The following is a 17385-nucleotide window of genomic DNA, read 5'->3' as shown; positions in this document are numbered from 1 at the left end:
AGGAGGTGGTCCTGCTCGTCCTCAGGAGTGGCCGTCGAGCAGGGCGCCCATCCACTCCTCGACCCCGGCGACGGTACGCGGCAGCGCACCCGACAGCAGGCGGGCGCCCTCCGCCGTGATGACGAGGTCGTCCTCGATCCGGACGCCGATGCCGCGCAGCTCGGCGGGGAGCGTCTCGTCGTCGGGCTGGAGGTAGAGGCCGGGTTCCACGGTGAGGACCTGCCCCTCCTCCAGGACGCCGTCCAGGTATGTCCCCGCACGCGCCTGGGCGCAGTCGTGGACGTCGAGGCCGAGCATGTGGCCGCTGCCGCACAGGGTGTAGCGGCGGTGCAGATCGCCCTCCGCGTCCTTGAGCACGCCCCAGTCGGCCAGCCCTTCGGCGACGACCCGCATGGCGGCCCGGTGGAAGTCACGGAAGCGGGCGCCGGGGCGCAGGGCCGCGATGCCCGCTTCCTGGGCGGCGAGCACCAGTTCGTACACCCGGCGCTGGACGGGGGAGAAGCGGCCGGACAGCGGCAGGGTGCGGGTGATGTCGGCGGTGTAGAGGCTGTCCGTCTCCACGCCCGCGTCCAGGAGCAGGAGTTCGTCGCGGTGCAGCCGCCCGTCGTTGCGGATCCAGTGGAGTACGCAGGCGTGGGCGCCGGAGGCCGCGATGGTCTCGTAGCCGGTGCCGTTGCCCTCGGCGCGGGCGCGCAGGCCGAATATCCCCTCGATCCACCGCTCGCCGCGCGGGTGCGCGAGAGCACGCGGCAGGGCGCGCACCACGTCCTCGAATCCGGCGGTGGTGTGGTCGACGGCCAGCTGCAGCTGCTCGACCTCCCAGGCGTCCTTGACCAGACGCAACTCGGAGAGGGCGGCGGCGAGTTCGGGGTCGGAGGCGGCGTTGCGCCCGGTCGGTGAGCCGAGGGTGTCCAGGTGGGCGCAGTGGATGCCGGTGAGCCGTTCCGCCTCAGCGAGGTCGGGACGGCGGCCGACCCAGAACTCGCCGTAGCGCCGGTCCCGGTAGAACTCCTCGTCCCCGTCGACGCGCGGGGAGCGCGGCCGCAGATGGAGGACCGCCTCGTGTCCGTGCGGCCCCGCCGGCTCCATGACCAGCACACCGCCCGCCTGGTCCTCCCCGGTCAGCCCGGTCAGCCAGGCGTACGCGCTGTGCGGGCGGAAGCGGTGGTCGCAGTCGTTCGACCGGACGGTGAGCTCGCCGGCGGGGATGATCAGCCGTTCGCCGGGGAAGCGGGCGGAGAGCCGGGCCCGGCGCGCCGGGGTGACGGCGTGCGCGGCGACCCGGGTGGAGTCGGGCAGGGCGGAAGGGGCCCAGGAGGCCGCCATGAAGCGGGACAGCTCGGCGGAGACGGCCAGGTCGTGGCTGCCGGTGTTGAGCGTCGAGGCGGGGTGGGTGCCGGTCGGGTGGGTGCCGGGTTCGGTCACGGGGACTCCCTGGAGGCAGCGCGAACGGGGGCCGCGGAGGCCGGTTAGTAAAATGTCACATTACTATGAGCGGCGAGTGTGACGAAGGGTCTTCGTGGCACCAAACCCGGTGCGGCGCGGGGGAGTTGGGCGGCGCGCGTCGGCTCAGGAGAGGCCCGGCTCCCATACCACGTCGAGCACCGCCCCGAGTTGTGCCGCGAGGCTGCCCGCGCGGGGCAGTAGGGAGCCGTCGAAGGCGGCCGAACCGATCGTGAACGCGTCGGCCCCCGCCGCGGCGAGCTCCCGGACCTGGCCGGTGCCGGTGATGGAACCGGCGACGACCAGCCGCCCCGAGGTCGCGGCGCGGGCGGCACGGACCAGGTCCAGGGGATCGGCTTCGGTGGCGCGGTACGCGAGCAGGTCGACGCCCGCGCAGCCCGCTGCCTCGGCCCTTCGGCAGTCCTCGGCGATGCGGGCCGGGGTCCCGGCGAGACGGGTGGGGTGGCCGAAGGGCTCACCGGCGAAGGGCAGGTAGGCGGTGGGCGTGCCGCGCAGGAGGCCGAGGGTCTCCTCGGCCCAGGTGCCGCCCATGAGCACGTCGACGCCCAGATCGACGGCGGTCCGCGCCGAGGCGAGGGCCTGGTCCCGGTCGGTGCTGACGACCTCCAGGTATGTGGTCGCCCCGAACTCGCGGAGCGCTGTGTGCAGTTGGGTGAGCGTGTCGCGGTCGACGCCGACGTCCTTGAACCCGACGTGGGTGATGCCGAGGTTCCTGACGGTGTCGACGACGTCGAGGCAGTCGGTGATGGTGCGGTCGTCACGGGTGAGCATGAAGATGAAGTCCACGGTTCTCCTGCGGTCTCGGGGTGGGGTGGGGGACCGGGAATCAGTGCGCGGAGAGCCGGTCGGCGTGGTCCAGCGCGGTGAGCAGGCTGGTGTGGTCGGCCAAGCCGCGCCCCGCGATGTCGAAGGCCGTGCCGTGGTCCACGCTGGTGCGGACGAACGGCAGGCCGAGCGTGATGTTCACGCCGTGTTCGAGCCCGAGGTATTTGACGGGGATGAGGCCCTGGTCGTGGTACTGCGCGACCACGGCGTCGAACTCCCCGGCGCGGGCCCGCATGAAGACGGTGTCGGCGGGCCACGGACCGCTGGCCCGGATGCCCTCGCCGCGCGCGGCCCGGACCGCCGGGGCGATGATGTCCGTGTCCTCGCGGCCGAACAGCCCGTTCTCGCCCGCGTGCGGATTGAGGCCCGCCACAGCGATGCGCGGAGCGGCCGCACCGCTCCGCTCCAGCGCGCGGTGGGTGAGCCGGATGACGGCGAGTTCGCGCTCGGTGTCGAGCGCGTCGATCGCGGTGCGCAGGGGCTCGTGAACGGTCACCAGGACCACCCGCAGCTCCTGGTTGGCCATCATCATCGCGTAGTCGGTGGTGCCGGACAGGTCGGCGAGGATCTCGGTGTGCCCGGGATGCGGCACCCCGCCCAGGCGCAGCGCCTCCTTGTTGATCGGAGCGGTCACCAGGGCGCGTACGTCCCCGTCCATGGCGAGTCGTGCTCCACGGCGTACGTACTGGAAGGACGCGACGCCCGCGCGGGCGTCGAGCGCGCCCCACGGCAGGTCGTCGGGCAGGTCGCTCCCGGCGAGCACGTCCACCGTGCCGGGCGCGTACTCGGCCCGCGCGACCGAGGCGACCGGGCGGACCGCGAGCCCGGTGCCGGCGAACCGGTCGGCCCGGGTGAGGACGCCCGGGTCGCCGATGACGACGACGGGCACGGTGCGCCGGGGGTCGGCGCACGCCTTCAGGGTGATCTCGGGGCCGATGCCGCAGGGGTCACCCATGCTGAGGGCGAGCGGGATCATGCGGGGGTCTCCTCGGTCGTGGGGTTCCGGACGAGGTGGCACAGGCGCACGAGCAGGTCGTCGTCGCCGAAGCCACCCGCCTTGATGAGCACGGGCAGCGGCGGTCCGCCGAGCGGGGTGCCGCGGGCGACGCCGGGTTCGGGCTCGTCGGTCAGGTCGAGCCCGGTGACGCCGAGAGCTTCGAGCACGGTCGCGGCGGTCTCGCCGCCGGTGACGATGAGGCCGTCCACCAGGCCCTGTCCTGTCAGGGTGCGGACGACCGCGGCGAGCGAGCGGGCCAGTGCCCGAGCGGCCACCGGGGTGTGCCGCACGTCGGGCGTCCGCAGGGTGAGGACGGGCGCCGTCAGGCCGCGCAGGGCCTCCGCCGCGGTGGGCGCGGCACCGTCCACGGTGACGCCCCGCACCTCGTCCCGGCCGTGCAGCACCGCCAACTGCCGTCGCGTCGCGGGGCTTACGCTGCCGACGGCGACGAGCGGGCGCCGTGCCGCAGAGGGCGGTGCGGCGCCCGCGCCGCCGGTGGCCGCGCACCGCCGGGCCAGCGCGGCCGCGAGGCCCGGCGAGCCGACCCACAGCACGTCGTCGAGGCGCGGCACCGCCGCCACGAACCGGTCCAGGTCACCGTCCTGCCGGGCGGAACAGACGATCAGCCGCCCGGCACCGATCAGCTCCGGCAGCCGGGCCGCCTCGTCCGCCCCGAGCGCAGCCGCCTCGGGTAGGAGAGCCGTCAGGTCCGCGCGCCGCACCGGGTGCACCGGGTCGCGGGCGTACGCACTCTCATGGACCGGCACGCCCCGCACATACTGCACACCGTCCACCGTCACCCTGCCCTCCGAGGGAAAGGCGGGCGCGACCACCACGGCCCGGCGCCCCGATCCCTCCCACGCGGCCCTGACCTCCGCCCCGACATGCCCGCGCAGGGTGGAATCCACGGTCTTGAGGACGAGGTCGGAACCGGCGCACAGGCGTGCCGCCCGCCGGGTGCGCGCGGCAGCGGCCTTCTCGTCGAGGAGACGGCTCCCTAGATCGATCGCGGTCACCCCGGGTCCCGGGACGGGCGCCGGGGGAGCGGAGAAGAGAATCCGCGCGGGGTGGCCGACGCGGCGGAAGGGCGCCGCACAGTCCCCGGCACTGGTGAGGTCGTCCGCCAGGACGGTGACGCGCGGTCCGGGACCGGGTTCGGGTCCGGGTCCGTCGAGCAGTGTCATGCCACGCCCCTCCGTCGGTCGGCTCGCTGTGACGGAATCAATGGTCGTGCAGGCGGAAAGGCCAGGACAAACGATTCCTTGTCACGCGAGCTGTGACTAAAGTTCACGCATGCGCTGGCCGGCCCTCCCGCCCCCGAACACCCTGCTGCCCTTCGAGGCCACCGTCCGGCACGCGAGCATGACCGCGGCCGCACAGGAACTGCACGTGACGCACGGCGCGGTGAGCCGGCAGATCCAGAACCTGGAGCGGGCCCTCGGCGTCCCCCTCTTCGAACGCGGGACGCGCGCCCTGCGCCCGACCCCGCAGGCACGCCAACTGGCCGCTGTCGTCAGGGACGCACTCGACCAGATCGACGCCACCGCCCGGCAGATCTCACGGCGCGCCCCGGCCGGGCCCCTCACCCTCTCGTGCGAGCCGACGCTCCTGATGCGCTGGCTCATCCCGCGCCTGCCCGATCTGACGGCGGGCGCGCCGGACGTCACCGTCCATCTGTCCGCCGGTGGCGGCCCGGTCTTCTTCGAACGGGACGGCATCGACCTCGCGATCCGCCGCGACGACTTCCCGTTCCCCGACGACGTGCGCCGCACCCGGCTGTTCGGCGAGCGGATCGGGCCGGTGTGCCGGCCCGACCTTGCGGCGCGGCTCGCCGACGGCACCGGGCTGACGGACACCGTGCTCCTGCACGCCGCCACGAGACCAAGAGCCTGGGATGACTGGCGGCGCCTCACCGGCAGGACGGCTGACCCGGCCGCTCCGGCCGCGCAGCAGACCCTGGAGCACTTCTATCTGACCGTCCAGGCCGCCGTGGCCGGCATCGGCGTCGCCGTCGCGCCGTACGCCGTCGTCCGCGACGACCTGGAGCGGGGGCAACTCGCCGCCCCCTTCGGCTTCGTGGCCGACGGGACCGGCTACCACCTGCTCGGCCGCCGGCCGCCCGAGCAGGACCGGCGCGTACACCTGCTGACGTCGTGGCTGCGCGCCCGGGCGGCCGAACTGGAACCCGGTCAGTCGAGATAGTTCGTACGCCCTTCGTCGTCGAGCTCGAAGGGGCCGTCCGGGATGACGCAGAACTCATTGCCCTCGGGGTCGGCCATCACCAGGAAGCCGCCGTCGGCGTACTCCTCCAGCCTGCGCCCGCCGAGCGCCTCGACCCGCCGCTGTTCGGCGGCCGGGTCGGGCGAGGCGAGGTCGAAGTGCAGCCGGTTCTTGCCCGGCTTCGGGCCGTCGGCGCGCTGGATCCCCACACCCAGGCCGTTCTCTCTGCGCAGCCATACGTACGGTCCCGTGCGGCCCACGACCGGCCTGTCCAGCAGCTCGGACCAGAACGCGGCGAGCCGCTCGGGGTCGGTGGCGTCGATGATGAGGGCGTTGATCTGCACCAGGTGATCCTCTCGAAGCGCGGAGCGTGGTTGTCGGTCGTTCACCACACACTCGCAGATCACGCCTGCCACGCCCTAGCTCTCCGACCCCTCCGCCAACGACGCGATGTCCGCGAGGGAGAGCCGCAGCTCGTCGTGGAGGAAGCGCACGACCGTCCAGTGCGGCAGGGCGTCCTCGTCGTACGGGCCGAACGCGGCGGTGTAGAGGGGGATCCACCGCAGCGCCTCCTCGGCGGCCGTCTCACGGCCCGGCGCCTGCTGGTAGGCGTCGTAGGACACGCTCCGGTGGTGGATGAAGTGGCCGCCGGGCAGGCGCTGTTCGCACAGCTCCCGGTACTCGCGGGTCTGCAGGATGAGGTAGTGCCAGATCTCGTCGATGTCCTGCTCGACGGGGAGGAAGAGGCCGCCGAGCCGGTCGGGGTGGCGGGAGACCAGGTAGAGGTAGCGGAGGCATTCGCGGACCTGGTGCCTGATGTACGAGGCGGCCGGGGCGTCGGGCTTCGCCGCGAAGTGCCGGACCACCTCGTCGTGCAGGGCGGTGCCGAGCAGCTCCTCGGCGGTGGGCGCGGGCGCGTTCGGCGCGGGTGCGTGCATGGGGGATTCCTGTCGGTTCGGCGCTAGGGCTTGGTCAGCCAGGCGTACTTGCCGGAACGCCCGATCGGTACGTGGGTGACGTGCTCCACGCGGCAGGCGCGGCCCGTCAACTCGCTCACGGACGAGCCGAGTTCGGCTTCCTCGGCGGGGGAGAGCGGCTTCTCGTCGAAGGTCGTGCACCGCAGCAGGCACCGGTCCTCGCCCGTCAGGTGCAGCTGGTGCAGGAAGACCCGGGGAGAGGCGGCCGCGACCCGCGCGTCGAGGTCGGCCTGCGCGACGGGGCCGCCGGGCGTGGGCAGCAGTTCCTTCTCGCGGCCGCAGAAGGAGATGATCCGCTCCGGGTCCGTGCTGCCGTCCTGGGTGCGGACGCAGTCGCCGGACCGGTAGCGGACCAGCGGCATGTACGGATTGCGGATGCTGGTGACGATGAGGCTGTGGATCTCGCTGCTCGGCTCCACCGGGATCAGCTCCACGCTCATGTCGTGCAGATAGGGGCGGTAGCGGCCGTCCTCGGCGCTGTAGAAGAGGTAGCCCAGTTCCGTGCTGCCGAAGAGGTCGACGATCGGGCAGTCGAAGTGGGCGCGCAGATACGCGCGGACGTTCAGCGGCGTGTACTCGTAGGCGTGGACGATGCCGGCCGGCCGCGGGAACCGGTCCCACAGGTCCCACTCGTCGACCTTCTGGACCAGATGCGCGAGGTGGTAGCCGGAGCAGTCCAGGAGGTACGCACCCCGTGGATGCGCGGCGCTCACCTCGCGGATCTCGGCGAGCATGCGCTCGACCTCGGCACGGTCCCAACCCGCCGGGTCCATGCGGCGGTTGAGGTACAGCGTCCGGTCGTCGAGCCAGCGTTCGCCCGGGGTGGCCCCCGGCTTGCGGGCGTTGACGCGCGCCACGTGCTCGGTGGCGAGGACGGTGGTCAGCGAGATGCGCCGGGCGCCCTCGTGCCAGAGGGGGCCGAGGTCGGGGTGTTCGCTCCACAGCCGGTAGTAGGAGCGGAGCAGGAAGTACGGCGGCCGGATGAGCTGCATGCGGGCGTGGTTGGTGCCGGTGGACAGCACGAACTCCGCGTCGCCGGCCTCCAGGGCCCGTTCCAGCCGGGGAGTCATCCAGTTGGCGGGGAAGTCCCGGGCGATCTCCGGCTTCTCCAGGATCGGGAAGTCGCCGCGCTCGACGGACGCGCGGTAGAGGGGGATGTCCCGGACCTGGTCCAGGACGTCGGCGCTCGGCAGGCGATTCAAGGGGGCTCCGGTACGGGGCAGGGGGCGGGCGGCGGCGGCCGGCCCGGGCGACGGGGGAGTGAGGGGCGGGGCGGTGGCCGCGGCCGGTGTGCCGTCGCCACCGCCCCGCCGGGTCACTGCGTCAGGAGATACAGCCGGTCTTGCCGGTGGCGCTGATGCAGCCGCTCTTCGGTGTCGCGCTGATGCAGCCCTCCTTCGCACCGGGCGTGGCGCCCTGGGCGGAGTTGGCGGCGACCCACTTCTGCCACACGGACTCCTCCGTCATGCGCTTGATGAGCTGTTCCACGGTGAAACCTCCATGGTTGACCGGCACGCTGTGCCGAGGGGTGGGACACCGGGTGGCGGGCATACCGCGCTCGCCACCCGGAGCAGGGGAAAAAGGTGAGCGGAAGGGGGAGCGAGGGGGGCGTCAGGCCCCGGCCCCGGCCACCGGACGCGTCTTCATCCGGACGGCTTCCGTACCGCTGTCGTTGTGCCGCAGCGCCCAGTTCTCCAGCGTCGTGCGGCAGGCGTGGTCCAGGTGCTTGACGTCTGTCAGGTCCAGCTCGATGGGCCGGTCCTGCGGCATGGCCTCCAGCGTCTCCAGGATGCGGGGGAGCCGCAGGAACGTGGCGTTCCCGGTGAGGGTCACCACCATCCTGCCGTCGGTCAGCTCCCGTACGTCCAGGTGAATGTGGGAGGTCTCCCAGGCGGACTTGACCACGGCGAGGATCAGGCCGAGCACCACGCCCTCGAACATGTTGGTCACCACGATGGCGATCGCCGTGACGGAGAGGACGACGGCCTCGCCGCGGTGGGCGCGGGCGAGCGGGACGATCTCCTTGAACGGGATCAGCTTGCAGCCCGCGTGCACGAGGACACCGGCGAGCGCGGCGAGGGGGATGATGCCGAGCGCGGCCGGCAGGAGCACCGCGAACAGCAGGAGCCACACGCCGTGCAGGATCCGGGAGAGCGGAGTGCGGGCGCCCGCCTGGACGTTGGCGGAGCTGCGGACGATGACCGCGGTCATCGGCAGGGCGCCGAGCACCCCGCACACCGTGTTGCCGACGCCCTGGGCGACGAGTTCCTTGTCGTACTGCGTGCGGGGCCCGTCGTGCATGCGGTCCACGGCCGCCGCGCTGAACAGCGACTCGGCGGACGCGATCAGCGTGAACGCGAGGACGGTGCCGAGCACGGCGACGGTGCCCAGGTCCGCCAGGTCGCCGAGGCCGGGCGGCTGGATGGCGTCGACCATGCCGCGCACCGACACGTTGGCCACGTCGAGGCCGAATCCGGCGGTGACGGCGGTGGCGAGGGCGACGGCGGCCAGCGGGGCGGGCACCACGCGTGCGGCGGCGGGCAGCTTCGGCCAGAGGACGAGGACGGCGATGGTGCCGATGCCGAGGGCGGCGGCGGTCAGCGCCGTCGTGTCCTGCACGGTGTCGGCGAGCAGCCCGGGCACTCCGGTGATCTTGTCGATGCCGGAGCGCGGCTGCTCCGCACCCGCCATGGTGTACAGCTGGCCGAAGATCAGCACGAGGCCGATGCCCGCCAGCATGCCCTGGACGACGGAGACGGATATCGCGCGGAACCAGCGGCCGCAGCGGAGCAGGCCGAGGGCGATCTGGAGCGCTCCGGTGAGGAGCACGATGGCGCCCAGCATGCTGAGCCCGAACTCGCGAACGGCTTCGAAGACCAGCACGGTGAGGCCGGCGGCGGGCCCGCTCACCTGCAGGGCGCTGCCCGGCAGGCAGCCGACGACGATTCCGCCGACGATGCCGGTGACGAGCCCGAGTTCGGCCGGCACCCCGGAGGCGACCGCCACGCCGACGCACAGCGGCAGAGCGACCAGGAAGACGACGAGTGAGGCGAGTATGTCCCGTCGCAGCACGCCCGGTTCGCGCAGGGCGCTGAAGGGCGAGCGGAGGGGGGAGGAAGAAGAGGGAAGCGAGGACATGAGGGTGGGGGTCCTGTCGTGTGGGTGGGCCGGTCAGGGGAGAGCGGCGGCACTCACAGGGGACTGAACGACGGCCGGCCGGTGTCCGACGGCCGGTGGGCGGTGACGGTGCCCGTGTGGACTTCGTAGTACCAGGCGTGCAGCGTGAGTGACCCTTCGGCGACGCGCTCCTGTACGCAGGGGTACGCCCGCAACCTCTCCACCTGGGCGAGCACGTGTGTCTGCACGGCTTCCGCCACGTCGGCCGAGGTCGGCGTGAGGGAGCGCAGAGCGTCGTCGGGGGCGACGGAGTGCTCCAGCCAGTCGCGCACCGCGGGCACGGCCGACAGGTCCTCGCGCCGGACCAGCGCTCCCACCGCGCCGCAGTGGGAGTGTCCGCAGACGACGATGTCGCGGACGCCGAGGACGCACACCGCGTACTCGATGGTGGCCGCCTCGCTCATGGGGCCGCTGTCGGGGTGTGTGCCGCGGGCGGGGTAGGGCGGGACGATGTTGCCCGCCGTGCGGAGTTCGAAGAGTTCGCCTGGGCGTGCTCCGGTGATCAGGGACGGGACGACGCGTGAGTCGGAGCACGTGACGAACAGCGCTTCCGGTGACTGCCCGGCGCCGAGGGCCTGGAAGGCCGCTGCGTTCCGGGGGTCGGCCACGTGCGTCGTGGCGAACGAACGGGCGTTGGCTATCAGTGACTTCAAGGTGGCCTGCCTCCTGCGTCGCTTCGGCGGTGCCGGGACGCGGTGTGGTCGGGTCGATGGTGACGGTGGGGCGGCACGGCCCGCCGTGACGGCGGGTGCCGGGCGCCCCGGATCAGCCTGTACGGCTGTCGTGTCCTCCACTTTGCCATCGCATTACGGTGAGATGACAGAGCAAAATCCTGCCAAAGGTTGAGTAATAAGTGCCCCTCAACTGGGAATTGATCCAGCAATCAACCGTTGGGTAGAGATCCCGGTGGGGGTTGTGTGTGTTATGTGAAGGGGTTCCGTTCGCCCGGCGTTGCAGTCGCACCGCCTCGACGGACCGCTGTGGGGCAACGCGAAGGGGAGTTGGACAGGGCATGCCGGAAACCTCGTTCCAGGGCCAGGTCGTCGACATCGAACCGGCCCCGCACGTGTTCCTCGTCGTCGGCATTCCCGGATCCGGGAAGAGTTCGGTCTCGGACGGCCTGGCCCGGCGGTTCGCCCTCGGCGCGCACATCGAGGGGGACCACCTCCAGGACCTGATCGTCTCGGGGAGCCGCCTGCCCAAGCCGGAGGAGGACCTGGAGGCCGACCGTCAACTGCTCCTGCGCGCCCGCAACGCGGCGGTCCTGGCGCGCAGCTTCCACGCGGGCGGTGTCGTGCCCGTCATCGACGACGTCGTCGTCCGGCGCGCGCACCTGGAGTTCTACCGGGAACACCTCAAGGGGCTGCCGCTGCGGCTGATCGTGCTCGCGCCCTCGGTGGACGTCGTGTCCCGGCGGCTCACCGCGCGGGACAAGGTCCTCGCGGACGACTGGTCCTTCCTGGACCGGGCGATGCGGAGCGAACTCGCGGGCGAGGGCGAGTGGTTCGACAGCTCCGAGATGTCTCTGGACGAGACGATCGACGCCGTCCTCACCGCCCCGCCCTCGGCGCGTACGGCCCGCGTCAGCGGACGGTGACCTGCACGACGTTGGAGACGGCGCCCCCGCCGACGATGCGGATCTTGTTGAGGCCCTTGATGCCGAGCTTGACCCGCAGGTTGTAGGCACCGGCCTTGTTGGTGTTCATCCGGATCGGCAGCGACACCCAGCGCTTCTTCTGCAGCTGCTGCAGCGTCACCTGCGTCCCGGCCCGCATCCCGGTGCTCGAACCGTAGACCCGGAACTGCTCCCACGCCTTGATCGATCTGACCGTGGCCTTCGCCGTCAGGGTCGCCTTCTTGGGTGCCGCGTGCCGGCCGTGGACGGGAGCTGACGGGTCGTCGACGGCCAGGGCCGCGGTCACCGGGGCGGCGCAGAGCAGCAGGCCGGCGGAGAGGGCGACGGTACGGGACAGGGCGGGACGCATGAGCACTCCAGGGGGTGGGTTCGGTGTACGACCCGCCCACCGTAGGGAGAAAAAGGGCTTTTCTACTGAAATGACATGCGGAGAAGCGGACAGGGGTGCGGCCGCTCACACGCTCAGCTCAGCGTGCGGCCCAGGCCAGTACGCCGCAGAGGACGAACAGCAGGCACATGGCGAGGTTGGTGCGCTTGTAGGCGACGAGGACGGCGGCGAACTCCCGGATCGTGGCGTTGGGCCAGAAGTACGCCGCCGTGGTCGAGCCGACGACCTGGCCCCTGACGCCGAGCCGCCGAGCGGTGAGCGCGGCCCGGAACGCGTGGTAGTTGTTCGTCACGACGACGCACCGGTAGTCCGGATCGGACTTCTCCATGATCGCCTTGCTGAACCGCAGGTTCTCCTCCGTCGTCGTCGACCGGTCCTCGCGTTCGATGAGGTCGGCGGGGAAGCCGCGCTCCGTCAGGAAGTCGGCCATCGCGTGGGACTCCGGCACGTCCTCGTCCGGCCCCTGCCCTCCGGACGTGATGAGCACGGGCGCGCCGCCCCGCTTGCTGAGCAGCGCGTGGACCTCCTGCGCCCGCACGAGCCGGCTCGCCAGCAGCGGCGGCACCGTGGACCCGCCGATGAGGCCGGAGCCCAGCACGACCACGAAGCCGGCCTTGCGGCGGATGCGCAGCCGGCCGTAGAGGAACGCGTACACGACGAAACTCAGGAACAGGAACGAGATGTAGCAGGCGATGCCGAGTGCCGCCACGCCCACTCCGATCATCACCGGCGTCCGCAGGACGGCGGCCGTGACCACCAGGGCCACGACGGCGACGATGCACAGAGCGCCCATCAGGGAGAGCAGGTTGGTGGGGCTCCTGCCCTCCCTGCGCACCATCCGCAGGCCGTTGAGGAAGAGCAGGCACACGAGCACGAGGATGCCCAGGCCGCCCAGGGCGAGCAGCGAGGCGGCGACGACCCGCCCCGACGTGGAGCCGGACGAGACCAGTTCGTACATCCAGGCCGCGAGCCCGCAGAGCGCGGCGAGCCCCAGCAGCACGGCGTTGCCGAACCGGCGGCGCTCCCACGCCATGCGCCAGCAGAAGACGAGGAAGAGCAGCGCCGCGGGGGCGTAGAGCAACGTTCGCACGGTCATGGTCGCGCTCAGCGGATCACGTCGAAGACGTTCTTCTGCAGGCCGTTGGCGTACGCCTCGTGCTCGACGAGCTTCAACTTCTGGGTGTCCTTGTCCGTGTCGCTGAACAGGCGCTTGCCCGCGCCGAGCAGGAGCGGGAAGACGAGCAGGTGGTACCGGTCGATCAGGCCGGCGTCCGAGAGGCTCCGGTTGAGGGCGGCGCTGCCGTGGACGATGATCGGGCCGCCCTCCGTCTCCTTCAGCGCGGCGACCTCGTCGAGCGAGCGCAGGATCGTGGTCTCGCCCCAGTTCGCCACCAGGTCGTCCTCGCCGAGCGTGGTGGAGACGACGTACTTGGGCATCGACTTGTAGTCGGCGAAGTCCGCCATGTCCGGCCAGACCGGGCTGAACGCCTCGTAGCTGACGCGGCCCAGCAGGATCGCGGAGGCCTCCTGCTGCTCCCGGCCCTTGATCTCGAACGCCTCGGGGACGAACTCGATGTCCTTGAACGTCCACCCGGAGTTCCGGTAACCGGGCTCGCCGCCGGGGGCCTCCACGACGCCGTCGAGCGAGACGAAGGCGGTGCTGATCAGCGTGCGCATCTGAGTTCTCCTGAAGGTCTGGGTCGTCGATTATCACTGAAGACCGCGGGACGCGGAGAAACTCATCGATCTTCGCCCGCCTCTTCGGGCGCGCGCCGGATCAGCGGCGTCCGCGCAGCCGGGAGAGGAGCGAACGGGCCTGGGCGCGCTTGCGCGGGTCGGCGGCGGCCCGGCGCACGGAACTGACGGTGCGTCGGCCCTGCGGGGTGCGGCTGTACGCCCTGATGCGTGCGAGCAGTCCGGCCATGAGGTCCTCCTGGGCTCTCACCGCCGCGGCGGTGGGTGTGGTCGGGTTGTCGTGGGGTTCCTGTTACCCCGTACCGGGATCCCTGTTCCCCGTACCCCGAGCGGATCCTCGAAACCGTGTCTGAGCGAGTGCATTGCGGGCAGCCGGAAGACATGGCTGTTCTCAGGAAATGCGCACGCCCGATGCTCGCCTCCGTCTTCGTCACGGGCGGGCTGCACACTCTCAGGGACCCCCAGCGCGTGGCCCCCGCCGCCGAGCCCGTCACGGCTCCGCTGAGCTCCCGCATCCCCTGGCTCACGGAGGACCCGGAGCGGCTGGTCCGCATCAACGGCGCCGTGCAGCTGGGCGCCGGCCTGATGCTGGCCACCGGGCGCCTGCCGCGCGTCGCCGCCCTCGCGCTGGCGGGCACCCTCGTGCCGACCACCCTGGCCGGGCACGCCTGGTGGAAGGAGAAGGACCCCGAGCAACGGGCCGCCCAGCGCACGCAGTTCACCAAGAACGTCTCGCTGCTCGGCGGGCTGCTGCTCGCGGCGGCCGACACCCACGGCAAGCCGTCGGTCGCGTACCGCACCCGCACCGCGGCGGTCAGCGGCCGGCGGGCGGCCCGCCGCACCCGGCGGGACGCCGCGCACACCCTGAGCGGTGTGGCGGGGAACGCGGCGGGGGCCGTCCGCTCGGCCTCCGCGAGCGCCCAGCAGGCCGTGACACGTCATTTGTGAGCACCCGGCGGCTGGTTCGCCGCTCAACTCCGGGGCACCCGGGGGCTTATGACGATACGTGACGAACAGAGCGGCGAGCCCGGCATGGGGGAGATGGAGCGCGGTACCGCGCAGCGGCTGGAGGCGCGGCACAGGATGTGGACGCTGGCGTGGAGCGCCCTGTGCGTGCTGTTCGCCGTGTGGTCGCTGGCCTGGGGTGTCGGCGCGGCGACGGGCGCGTCCAATGCGTGGGCGTACAGCTTCGCCGGACTGGTGCTGCTGGCGTGCGCGCTGTGGGCGCGCCGTTCGGCCGTCCGCAACAGCCCGCCGCGGCATCTGTGACGGACGGCGGCCGCCGCCCAGGTGTGTAACGGGCATACACGGATACGCTCCACATATGAGACATCATGATCTTCTCGTCCTCGGGGCGGGCACCGGCAACGCGCTGATCGACGACCGCTTCTCGCACCTGGACGTGGCCCTCGTCGCGGAGGGCCCCTTCGGCGGCACCTGCCTCAATGCGGGCTGCATCCCCAGCAAGATGCTCGCCGTGACGGCGGAGGTGGCCGACACCGTCCGCGAGGCCGATCGGCACAACGTGCGGGCGAAACCGGACGGTGTCTCCTGGGCGGGTGTCCAGGAGCGCGTCTTCGGCCGGCTCGACGCCGCGGCGCGCGAGGGGGAGGAGGGCCGCCGCGCGTCGGACTTCGTGACCGTGTACCGCGGGCACGCCCGGTTCACCGGCGAGCGCGAGCTCCTGGTGGAGACGGCGGACGGGACCGAACGGGTCGGCGCGGACCGGATCGTCGTCGTCGCGGGCGGCCGCCCCGCGGTCCCGCCGGTGGTCGCGGAGTCCGGTCTGCCCTACGAGACATCCGACACCGTGATGCGGCTCGACGAGGTTCCCGAGCGCATGGTGGTGCTCGGCGGCGGCTACATCGCCGCCGAACTGGCGCACGTCTTCCACGCCGCGGGCACCGCGGTCACCGTCGTGGAGAAGCAGGACAGGCTGCTCTCCGAGCAGGACGAGTCGATCGCGTCGGCCTTCACCGACATCGTGCGCGACAGCTACGACCTGCGTCTCGGCCGGGAACTGGCGCGGGTGGAGGGGAGCCCCGGGCAACTGCGGCTGACGCTCGACGACGGCTCGGTCCTCGAAGCGGACACGTTGCTCGTCGCGGCGGGCCGCAAGCCGAACAGCGACCTGCTCGACCTGGACCGGGCCGGCATCGCCTCCGACGACAAGGGCCTGATCGAGGTCGACGCGCAGCTGCGCACCAGCGCCGCCGGGGTCTGGGCGCTCGGCGACATCGCCGCCGGGCCGCCCCTGAAGCACGTGGCCAACCGCGAGGGCGAGGTGGTGGCCCACAATCTGCTGCACCCCGACGAGCCGCGCACGATGTCGTACGACGTCGTGCCCGCCGCCGTGTTCGCGCGCCCCGAGGTCGCCCAGGTGGGGCTCACCGAGCGGGAGGCCCGGGAGCAGGGCCGGGACTACGTGGTCGGTTCCTGCCGGTACGAGGACGTGGCGTACGGCTGGTCGCTGGAGGACCGGCAGGGCTTCTGCAAGGTTCTTGCCGACCCCGGTTCGGGCCGCCTGCTCGGCGCGCACGTGCTCGGCCCGCAGGCCGCCACGCTCATCCAGCCGCTCGTCCTCGCCATGACCTTCGGTCTTCCGGCCCGGGACGTCGCCGCCCGTCCGCTGTGGATCCACCCGGCCCTCACCGAGGTCGTCGAGAACGCGCTTCTCGACCTGGCACCGGACAACCAGCGGCGGTCACCCGCCATGTGACGTCGAGTCAAGTCGAAGCGCGACCACGGGAGGCCCACTGGCGGGCCTCCCGTTTCACGCCACGACCAAGATTAAGTTAGGTTAGCCTTGCCTCAGTATCGCAGGGGTCGACGGGCCTGCCGTGCTGTCGGCGCCCGTTTCCGAAGGAGAGCCATTCGATGAGTCAGACCCTGTCGCCCGAGCGCGTCCGCGCCGACATCGCGGAGCTGCTCGACTGCGAACCCGCCGAGATCGCTCCCGGGGAGGACCTCTTCGACCTCGGTCTCGACTCGGTGCGGATCATGACGCTGGTCCAGCGCTGGCGTGCGGCGGGGGCGACGGAGCTGGAGTTCCCCGACCTCGCCGAACAGCCCGAACTCGGCCACTGGACGGAGCTCCTGACGGGGCGTGCGGCATGAGCCGGGTCGACCACCGGCACCGGCACCTGGACCGGATCGCCGAGGTCCGCGCGGGCCTGCACGCCGAGAAGGTGGGCTATCCGATCGGCATCCGGGAGGTCGAGGTCGTCCGCACCGCGACGGTCGGCTCCGGTCTGCTGAGGCTGACCCTGGGCGGGCCCGGGACCGAGGGATTCGAGGCGCACGCACCGGACGAGCACGTGAAGCTCGTCTTCCCGGAGCCGGACGGCTCGCTGCGGCTGCCCGAGCGGAACGGGGCGATGCTGCGCTGGCCGCGGCCCGCCCCCACCTCGCGGGAGTACACCGTGCGCCGCTACGACCCCGTCACGGGCGAGCTCGACATCGACATCGTCCCGCATGCGGGCGGGCTCGCGTCGGACTGGGCGCACCGGGTCGAGCCGGGTGCCGTCGTGCATGTCGCGGGCCCGCCCGGCGGCCTGATCGTCCCGCATACGTATGACCGCTATCTGCTCGCGGGCGACATCACGGCGCTGCCCGCGATCGCGCGCTGGCTGGAGGAGCTGCCCCGGACCGCGCGGGGCTGGGCGTTCGTCGAAGTCGCCGACGCGGGCGAGGAGATCGAACTGTCCGCGCCCGAGGGCGTCGAGGTGCACTGGCTGCATCGGGGCGGCGCCCCGGCGGGCACGGGTGGCGCGCTGGAGCGGGCCGTGACCGCCGTGACCGTGCCCGAGGGGGAGCGGGTGTACGTGTGGGTCGCCGGTGAGGCCGGGCAGATCAAGCCCCTGCGCCGCTGGGTCCGCGACGTGCTCGGACTGGACAAGGCCGACCACGACATCACCGGCTACTGGAAGCGCGGCGTCGCCGACTTCGACGAGGACGACCACTGATCCACCGCCTCACGCAAGGCGGGCGGCACATCGCCGCCCGT

At 72.1% G+C, this 17385-nt stretch carries 21 protein-coding genes; 7 read left to right on the top strand and 14 right to left on the bottom strand.

All coding sequences use genetic code 11. The features are described from left to right. Positions 1 to 21: 21 nt before the first annotated feature. The 4 genes from AB0H82_RS07700 to AB0H82_RS07685 all read right to left on the bottom strand — a co-directional run bounded on the left by AB0H82_RS07700 (position 22) and on the right by AB0H82_RS07685 (position 4470). Positions 22 to 1425 (bottom strand): aminopeptidase P family protein, encoded by a 1404-nt coding sequence (locus AB0H82_RS07700; protein WP_362989913.1) that lies wholly within the window; start codon positions 1423 to 1425, stop codon positions 22 to 24. Between the two features lie 144 nt (positions 1426 to 1569). Next, on the bottom strand, positions 1570 to 2250 hold the full coding sequence (locus AB0H82_RS07695; RefSeq protein WP_362989911.1) for a HisA/HisF-related TIM barrel protein: 681 nt from the start codon (positions 2248 to 2250) through the stop codon (positions 1570 to 1572). A 40-nt stretch (positions 2251 to 2290) separates the two neighbouring features. Further along, on the bottom strand, positions 2291 to 3265 hold the full coding sequence (gene pdxA / locus AB0H82_RS07690) for a 4-hydroxythreonine-4-phosphate dehydrogenase PdxA (protein ID WP_362989909.1): 975 nt from the start codon (positions 3263 to 3265) through the stop codon (positions 2291 to 2293). Further along, a complete protein-coding gene (locus AB0H82_RS07685; protein WP_362989907.1) occupies positions 3262 to 4470 on the bottom strand; it encodes a four-carbon acid sugar kinase family protein in 1209 nt (402 codons plus the stop codon). Before AB0H82_RS07685 ends, pdxA begins: the two co-directional genes overlap by 4 nt. A 109-nt stretch (positions 4471 to 4579) precedes the next feature. Here AB0H82_RS07685 and AB0H82_RS07680 point away from each other — a divergent pair, with 109 nt between their 5' ends. Further along, positions 4580 to 5488 carry a LysR family transcriptional regulator gene (locus tag AB0H82_RS07680; RefSeq protein ID WP_362989905.1) on the top strand — a complete coding sequence of 303 codons (909 nt, stop codon included), beginning with the start codon at positions 4580 to 4582 and terminating at the stop codon, positions 5486 to 5488. Here AB0H82_RS07680 and AB0H82_RS07675 read toward each other — a convergent pair. From AB0H82_RS07675 to AB0H82_RS07650, 6 genes are all read right to left on the bottom strand, one after another. Beyond that, positions 5476 to 5850, bottom strand: coding sequence for a VOC family protein (locus AB0H82_RS07675; protein ID WP_362989903.1), 375 nt, complete (start codon positions 5848 to 5850; stop codon positions 5476 to 5478). The two genes, AB0H82_RS07680 and AB0H82_RS07675, sit on opposite strands and share 13 nt — an antisense overlap. A 75-nt stretch (positions 5851 to 5925) precedes the next feature. Then, positions 5926 to 6444, bottom strand: coding sequence for a hypothetical protein (locus tag AB0H82_RS07670; protein ID WP_362989901.1), 519 nt, complete (start codon positions 6442 to 6444; stop codon positions 5926 to 5928). A gap of 23 nt (positions 6445 to 6467) precedes the next feature. Further along, complete coding sequence (locus AB0H82_RS07665; protein ID WP_362989899.1) at positions 6468 to 7685, bottom strand: hypothetical protein; 1218 nt, start codon at positions 7683 to 7685, stop codon at positions 6468 to 6470. Positions 7686 to 7806: 121 nt separating this feature from the next. Continuing rightward, positions 7807 to 7971: a hypothetical protein gene (locus AB0H82_RS07660; protein WP_362989897.1), complete on the bottom strand. Its 165-nt coding sequence runs from the start codon at positions 7969 to 7971 to the stop codon at positions 7807 to 7809. A 123-nt stretch (positions 7972 to 8094) separates the two neighbouring features. Next, entirely contained in the window at positions 8095 to 9621 is a 1527-nt protein-coding gene (locus AB0H82_RS07655) for a SulP family inorganic anion transporter (protein WP_362989895.1), read from the bottom strand. 53 nt (positions 9622 to 9674) lie between these two features. Further along, positions 9675 to 10268, bottom strand: coding sequence for a carbonic anhydrase (locus AB0H82_RS07650; RefSeq protein WP_362990060.1), 594 nt, complete (start codon positions 10266 to 10268; stop codon positions 9675 to 9677). A gap of 404 nt (positions 10269 to 10672) precedes the next feature. Between AB0H82_RS07650 and AB0H82_RS07645 the strand changes: the two genes are divergently transcribed. Next, the gene (locus tag AB0H82_RS07645; protein WP_362989893.1) at positions 10673 to 11257 is read left to right on the top strand and encodes an AAA family ATPase; all 585 of its coding nucleotides are present in this window, start codon (positions 10673 to 10675) and stop codon (positions 11255 to 11257) included. Here AB0H82_RS07645 and AB0H82_RS07640 read toward each other — a convergent pair. The 4 genes from AB0H82_RS07640 to AB0H82_RS07625 form a co-directional block, all read right to left on the bottom strand. Continuing rightward, complete coding sequence (locus AB0H82_RS07640; protein ID WP_362989891.1) at positions 11244 to 11645, bottom strand: hypothetical protein; 402 nt, start codon at positions 11643 to 11645, stop codon at positions 11244 to 11246. The two genes, AB0H82_RS07645 and AB0H82_RS07640, sit on opposite strands and share 14 nt — an antisense overlap. Before the next feature lie 118 nt (positions 11646 to 11763). Then, positions 11764 to 12780, bottom strand: coding sequence for a YdcF family protein (locus AB0H82_RS07635; protein ID WP_362989890.1), 1017 nt, complete (start codon positions 12778 to 12780; stop codon positions 11764 to 11766). Positions 12781 to 12788: 8 nt separating this feature from the next. Continuing rightward, on the bottom strand, positions 12789 to 13361 hold the full coding sequence (locus tag AB0H82_RS07630; RefSeq protein ID WP_362989888.1) for a dihydrofolate reductase family protein: 573 nt from the start codon (positions 13359 to 13361) through the stop codon (positions 12789 to 12791). Between the two features lie 100 nt (positions 13362 to 13461). Beyond that, positions 13462 to 13608 (bottom strand): hypothetical protein, encoded by a 147-nt coding sequence (locus tag AB0H82_RS07625; protein WP_362989886.1) that lies wholly within the window; start codon positions 13606 to 13608, stop codon positions 13462 to 13464. Between the two features lie 152 nt (positions 13609 to 13760). Here AB0H82_RS07625 and AB0H82_RS07620 point away from each other — a divergent pair, with 152 nt between their 5' ends. The 5 genes from AB0H82_RS07620 to AB0H82_RS07600 all read left to right on the top strand — a co-directional run bounded on the left by AB0H82_RS07620 (position 13761) and on the right by AB0H82_RS07600 (position 17344). Beyond that, positions 13761 to 14327: a DoxX family protein gene (locus AB0H82_RS07620; protein ID WP_362989885.1), complete on the top strand. Its 567-nt coding sequence runs from the start codon at positions 13761 to 13763 to the stop codon at positions 14325 to 14327. Between the two features lie 48 nt (positions 14328 to 14375). Beyond that, positions 14376 to 14648, top strand: coding sequence for a hypothetical protein (locus AB0H82_RS07615; protein ID WP_362989883.1), 273 nt, complete (start codon positions 14376 to 14378; stop codon positions 14646 to 14648). A gap of 55 nt (positions 14649 to 14703) precedes the next feature. After that, complete coding sequence (locus AB0H82_RS07610; protein WP_362989881.1) at positions 14704 to 16098, top strand: mycothione reductase; 1395 nt, start codon at positions 14704 to 14706, stop codon at positions 16096 to 16098. 158 nt (positions 16099 to 16256) lie between these two features. Then, positions 16257 to 16496, top strand: a complete 240-nt coding sequence (locus AB0H82_RS07605; RefSeq protein WP_362989879.1) for a phosphopantetheine-binding protein — start codon at positions 16257 to 16259, stop codon at positions 16494 to 16496. Continuing rightward, positions 16493 to 17344: a siderophore-interacting protein gene (locus AB0H82_RS07600; RefSeq protein ID WP_362989877.1), complete on the top strand. Its 852-nt coding sequence runs from the start codon at positions 16493 to 16495 to the stop codon at positions 17342 to 17344. The genes AB0H82_RS07605 and AB0H82_RS07600 overlap by 4 nt, the downstream gene beginning before the upstream one ends. Positions 17345 to 17385: the final 41 nt, after the last annotated feature.

This window comes from Streptomyces sp. NPDC050732, assembly GCF_040654255.1.
In the GTDB taxonomy this organism is placed as follows: Bacteria; Actinomycetota; Actinomycetes; order Streptomycetales; family Streptomycetaceae; genus Streptomyces.
This window is presented reverse-complemented; position numbering and strand designations above follow the sequence as displayed.

Coding starts and splice junctions, on each gene's coding strand:
- pdxA (WP_362989909.1), bottom strand. CDS start 3,265: ATGATCCCGCTCGCCCTCAGCATGGGTGACCCCTGCGGCATCGGCCCC.
- AB0H82_RS07685 (WP_362989907.1), bottom strand. CDS start 4,470: ATGACACTGCTCGACGGACCCGGACCCGAACCCGGTCCCGGACCGCGC.
- AB0H82_RS07680 (WP_362989905.1), top strand. CDS start 4,580: ATGCGCTGGCCGGCCCTCCCGCCCCCGAACACCCTGCTGCCCTTCGAG.
- AB0H82_RS07670 (WP_362989901.1), bottom strand. CDS start 6,444: ATGCACGCACCCGCGCCGAACGCGCCCGCGCCCACCGCCGAGGAGCTG.
- AB0H82_RS07655 (WP_362989895.1), bottom strand. CDS start 9,621: ATGTCCTCGCTTCCCTCTTCTTCCTCCCCCCTCCGCTCGCCCTTCAGC.
- AB0H82_RS07645 (WP_362989893.1), top strand. CDS start 10,673: ATGCCGGAAACCTCGTTCCAGGGCCAGGTCGTCGACATCGAACCGGCC.
- AB0H82_RS07640 (WP_362989891.1), bottom strand. CDS start 11,645: ATGCGTCCCGCCCTGTCCCGTACCGTCGCCCTCTCCGCCGGCCTGCTG.
- AB0H82_RS07635 (WP_362989890.1), bottom strand. CDS start 12,780: ATGACCGTGCGAACGTTGCTCTACGCCCCCGCGGCGCTGCTCTTCCTC.
- AB0H82_RS07630 (WP_362989888.1), bottom strand. CDS start 13,361: ATGCGCACGCTGATCAGCACCGCCTTCGTCTCGCTCGACGGCGTCGTG.
- AB0H82_RS07625 (WP_362989886.1), bottom strand. CDS start 13,608: ATGGCCGGACTGCTCGCACGCATCAGGGCGTACAGCCGCACCCCGCAG.
- AB0H82_RS07620 (WP_362989885.1), top strand. CDS start 13,761: ATGGCTGTTCTCAGGAAATGCGCACGCCCGATGCTCGCCTCCGTCTTC.
- AB0H82_RS07615 (WP_362989883.1), top strand. CDS start 14,376: ATGACGATACGTGACGAACAGAGCGGCGAGCCCGGCATGGGGGAGATG.
- AB0H82_RS07610 (WP_362989881.1), top strand. CDS start 14,704: ATGAGACATCATGATCTTCTCGTCCTCGGGGCGGGCACCGGCAACGCG.
- AB0H82_RS07605 (WP_362989879.1), top strand. CDS start 16,257: ATGAGTCAGACCCTGTCGCCCGAGCGCGTCCGCGCCGACATCGCGGAG.
- AB0H82_RS07600 (WP_362989877.1), top strand. CDS start 16,493: ATGAGCCGGGTCGACCACCGGCACCGGCACCTGGACCGGATCGCCGAG.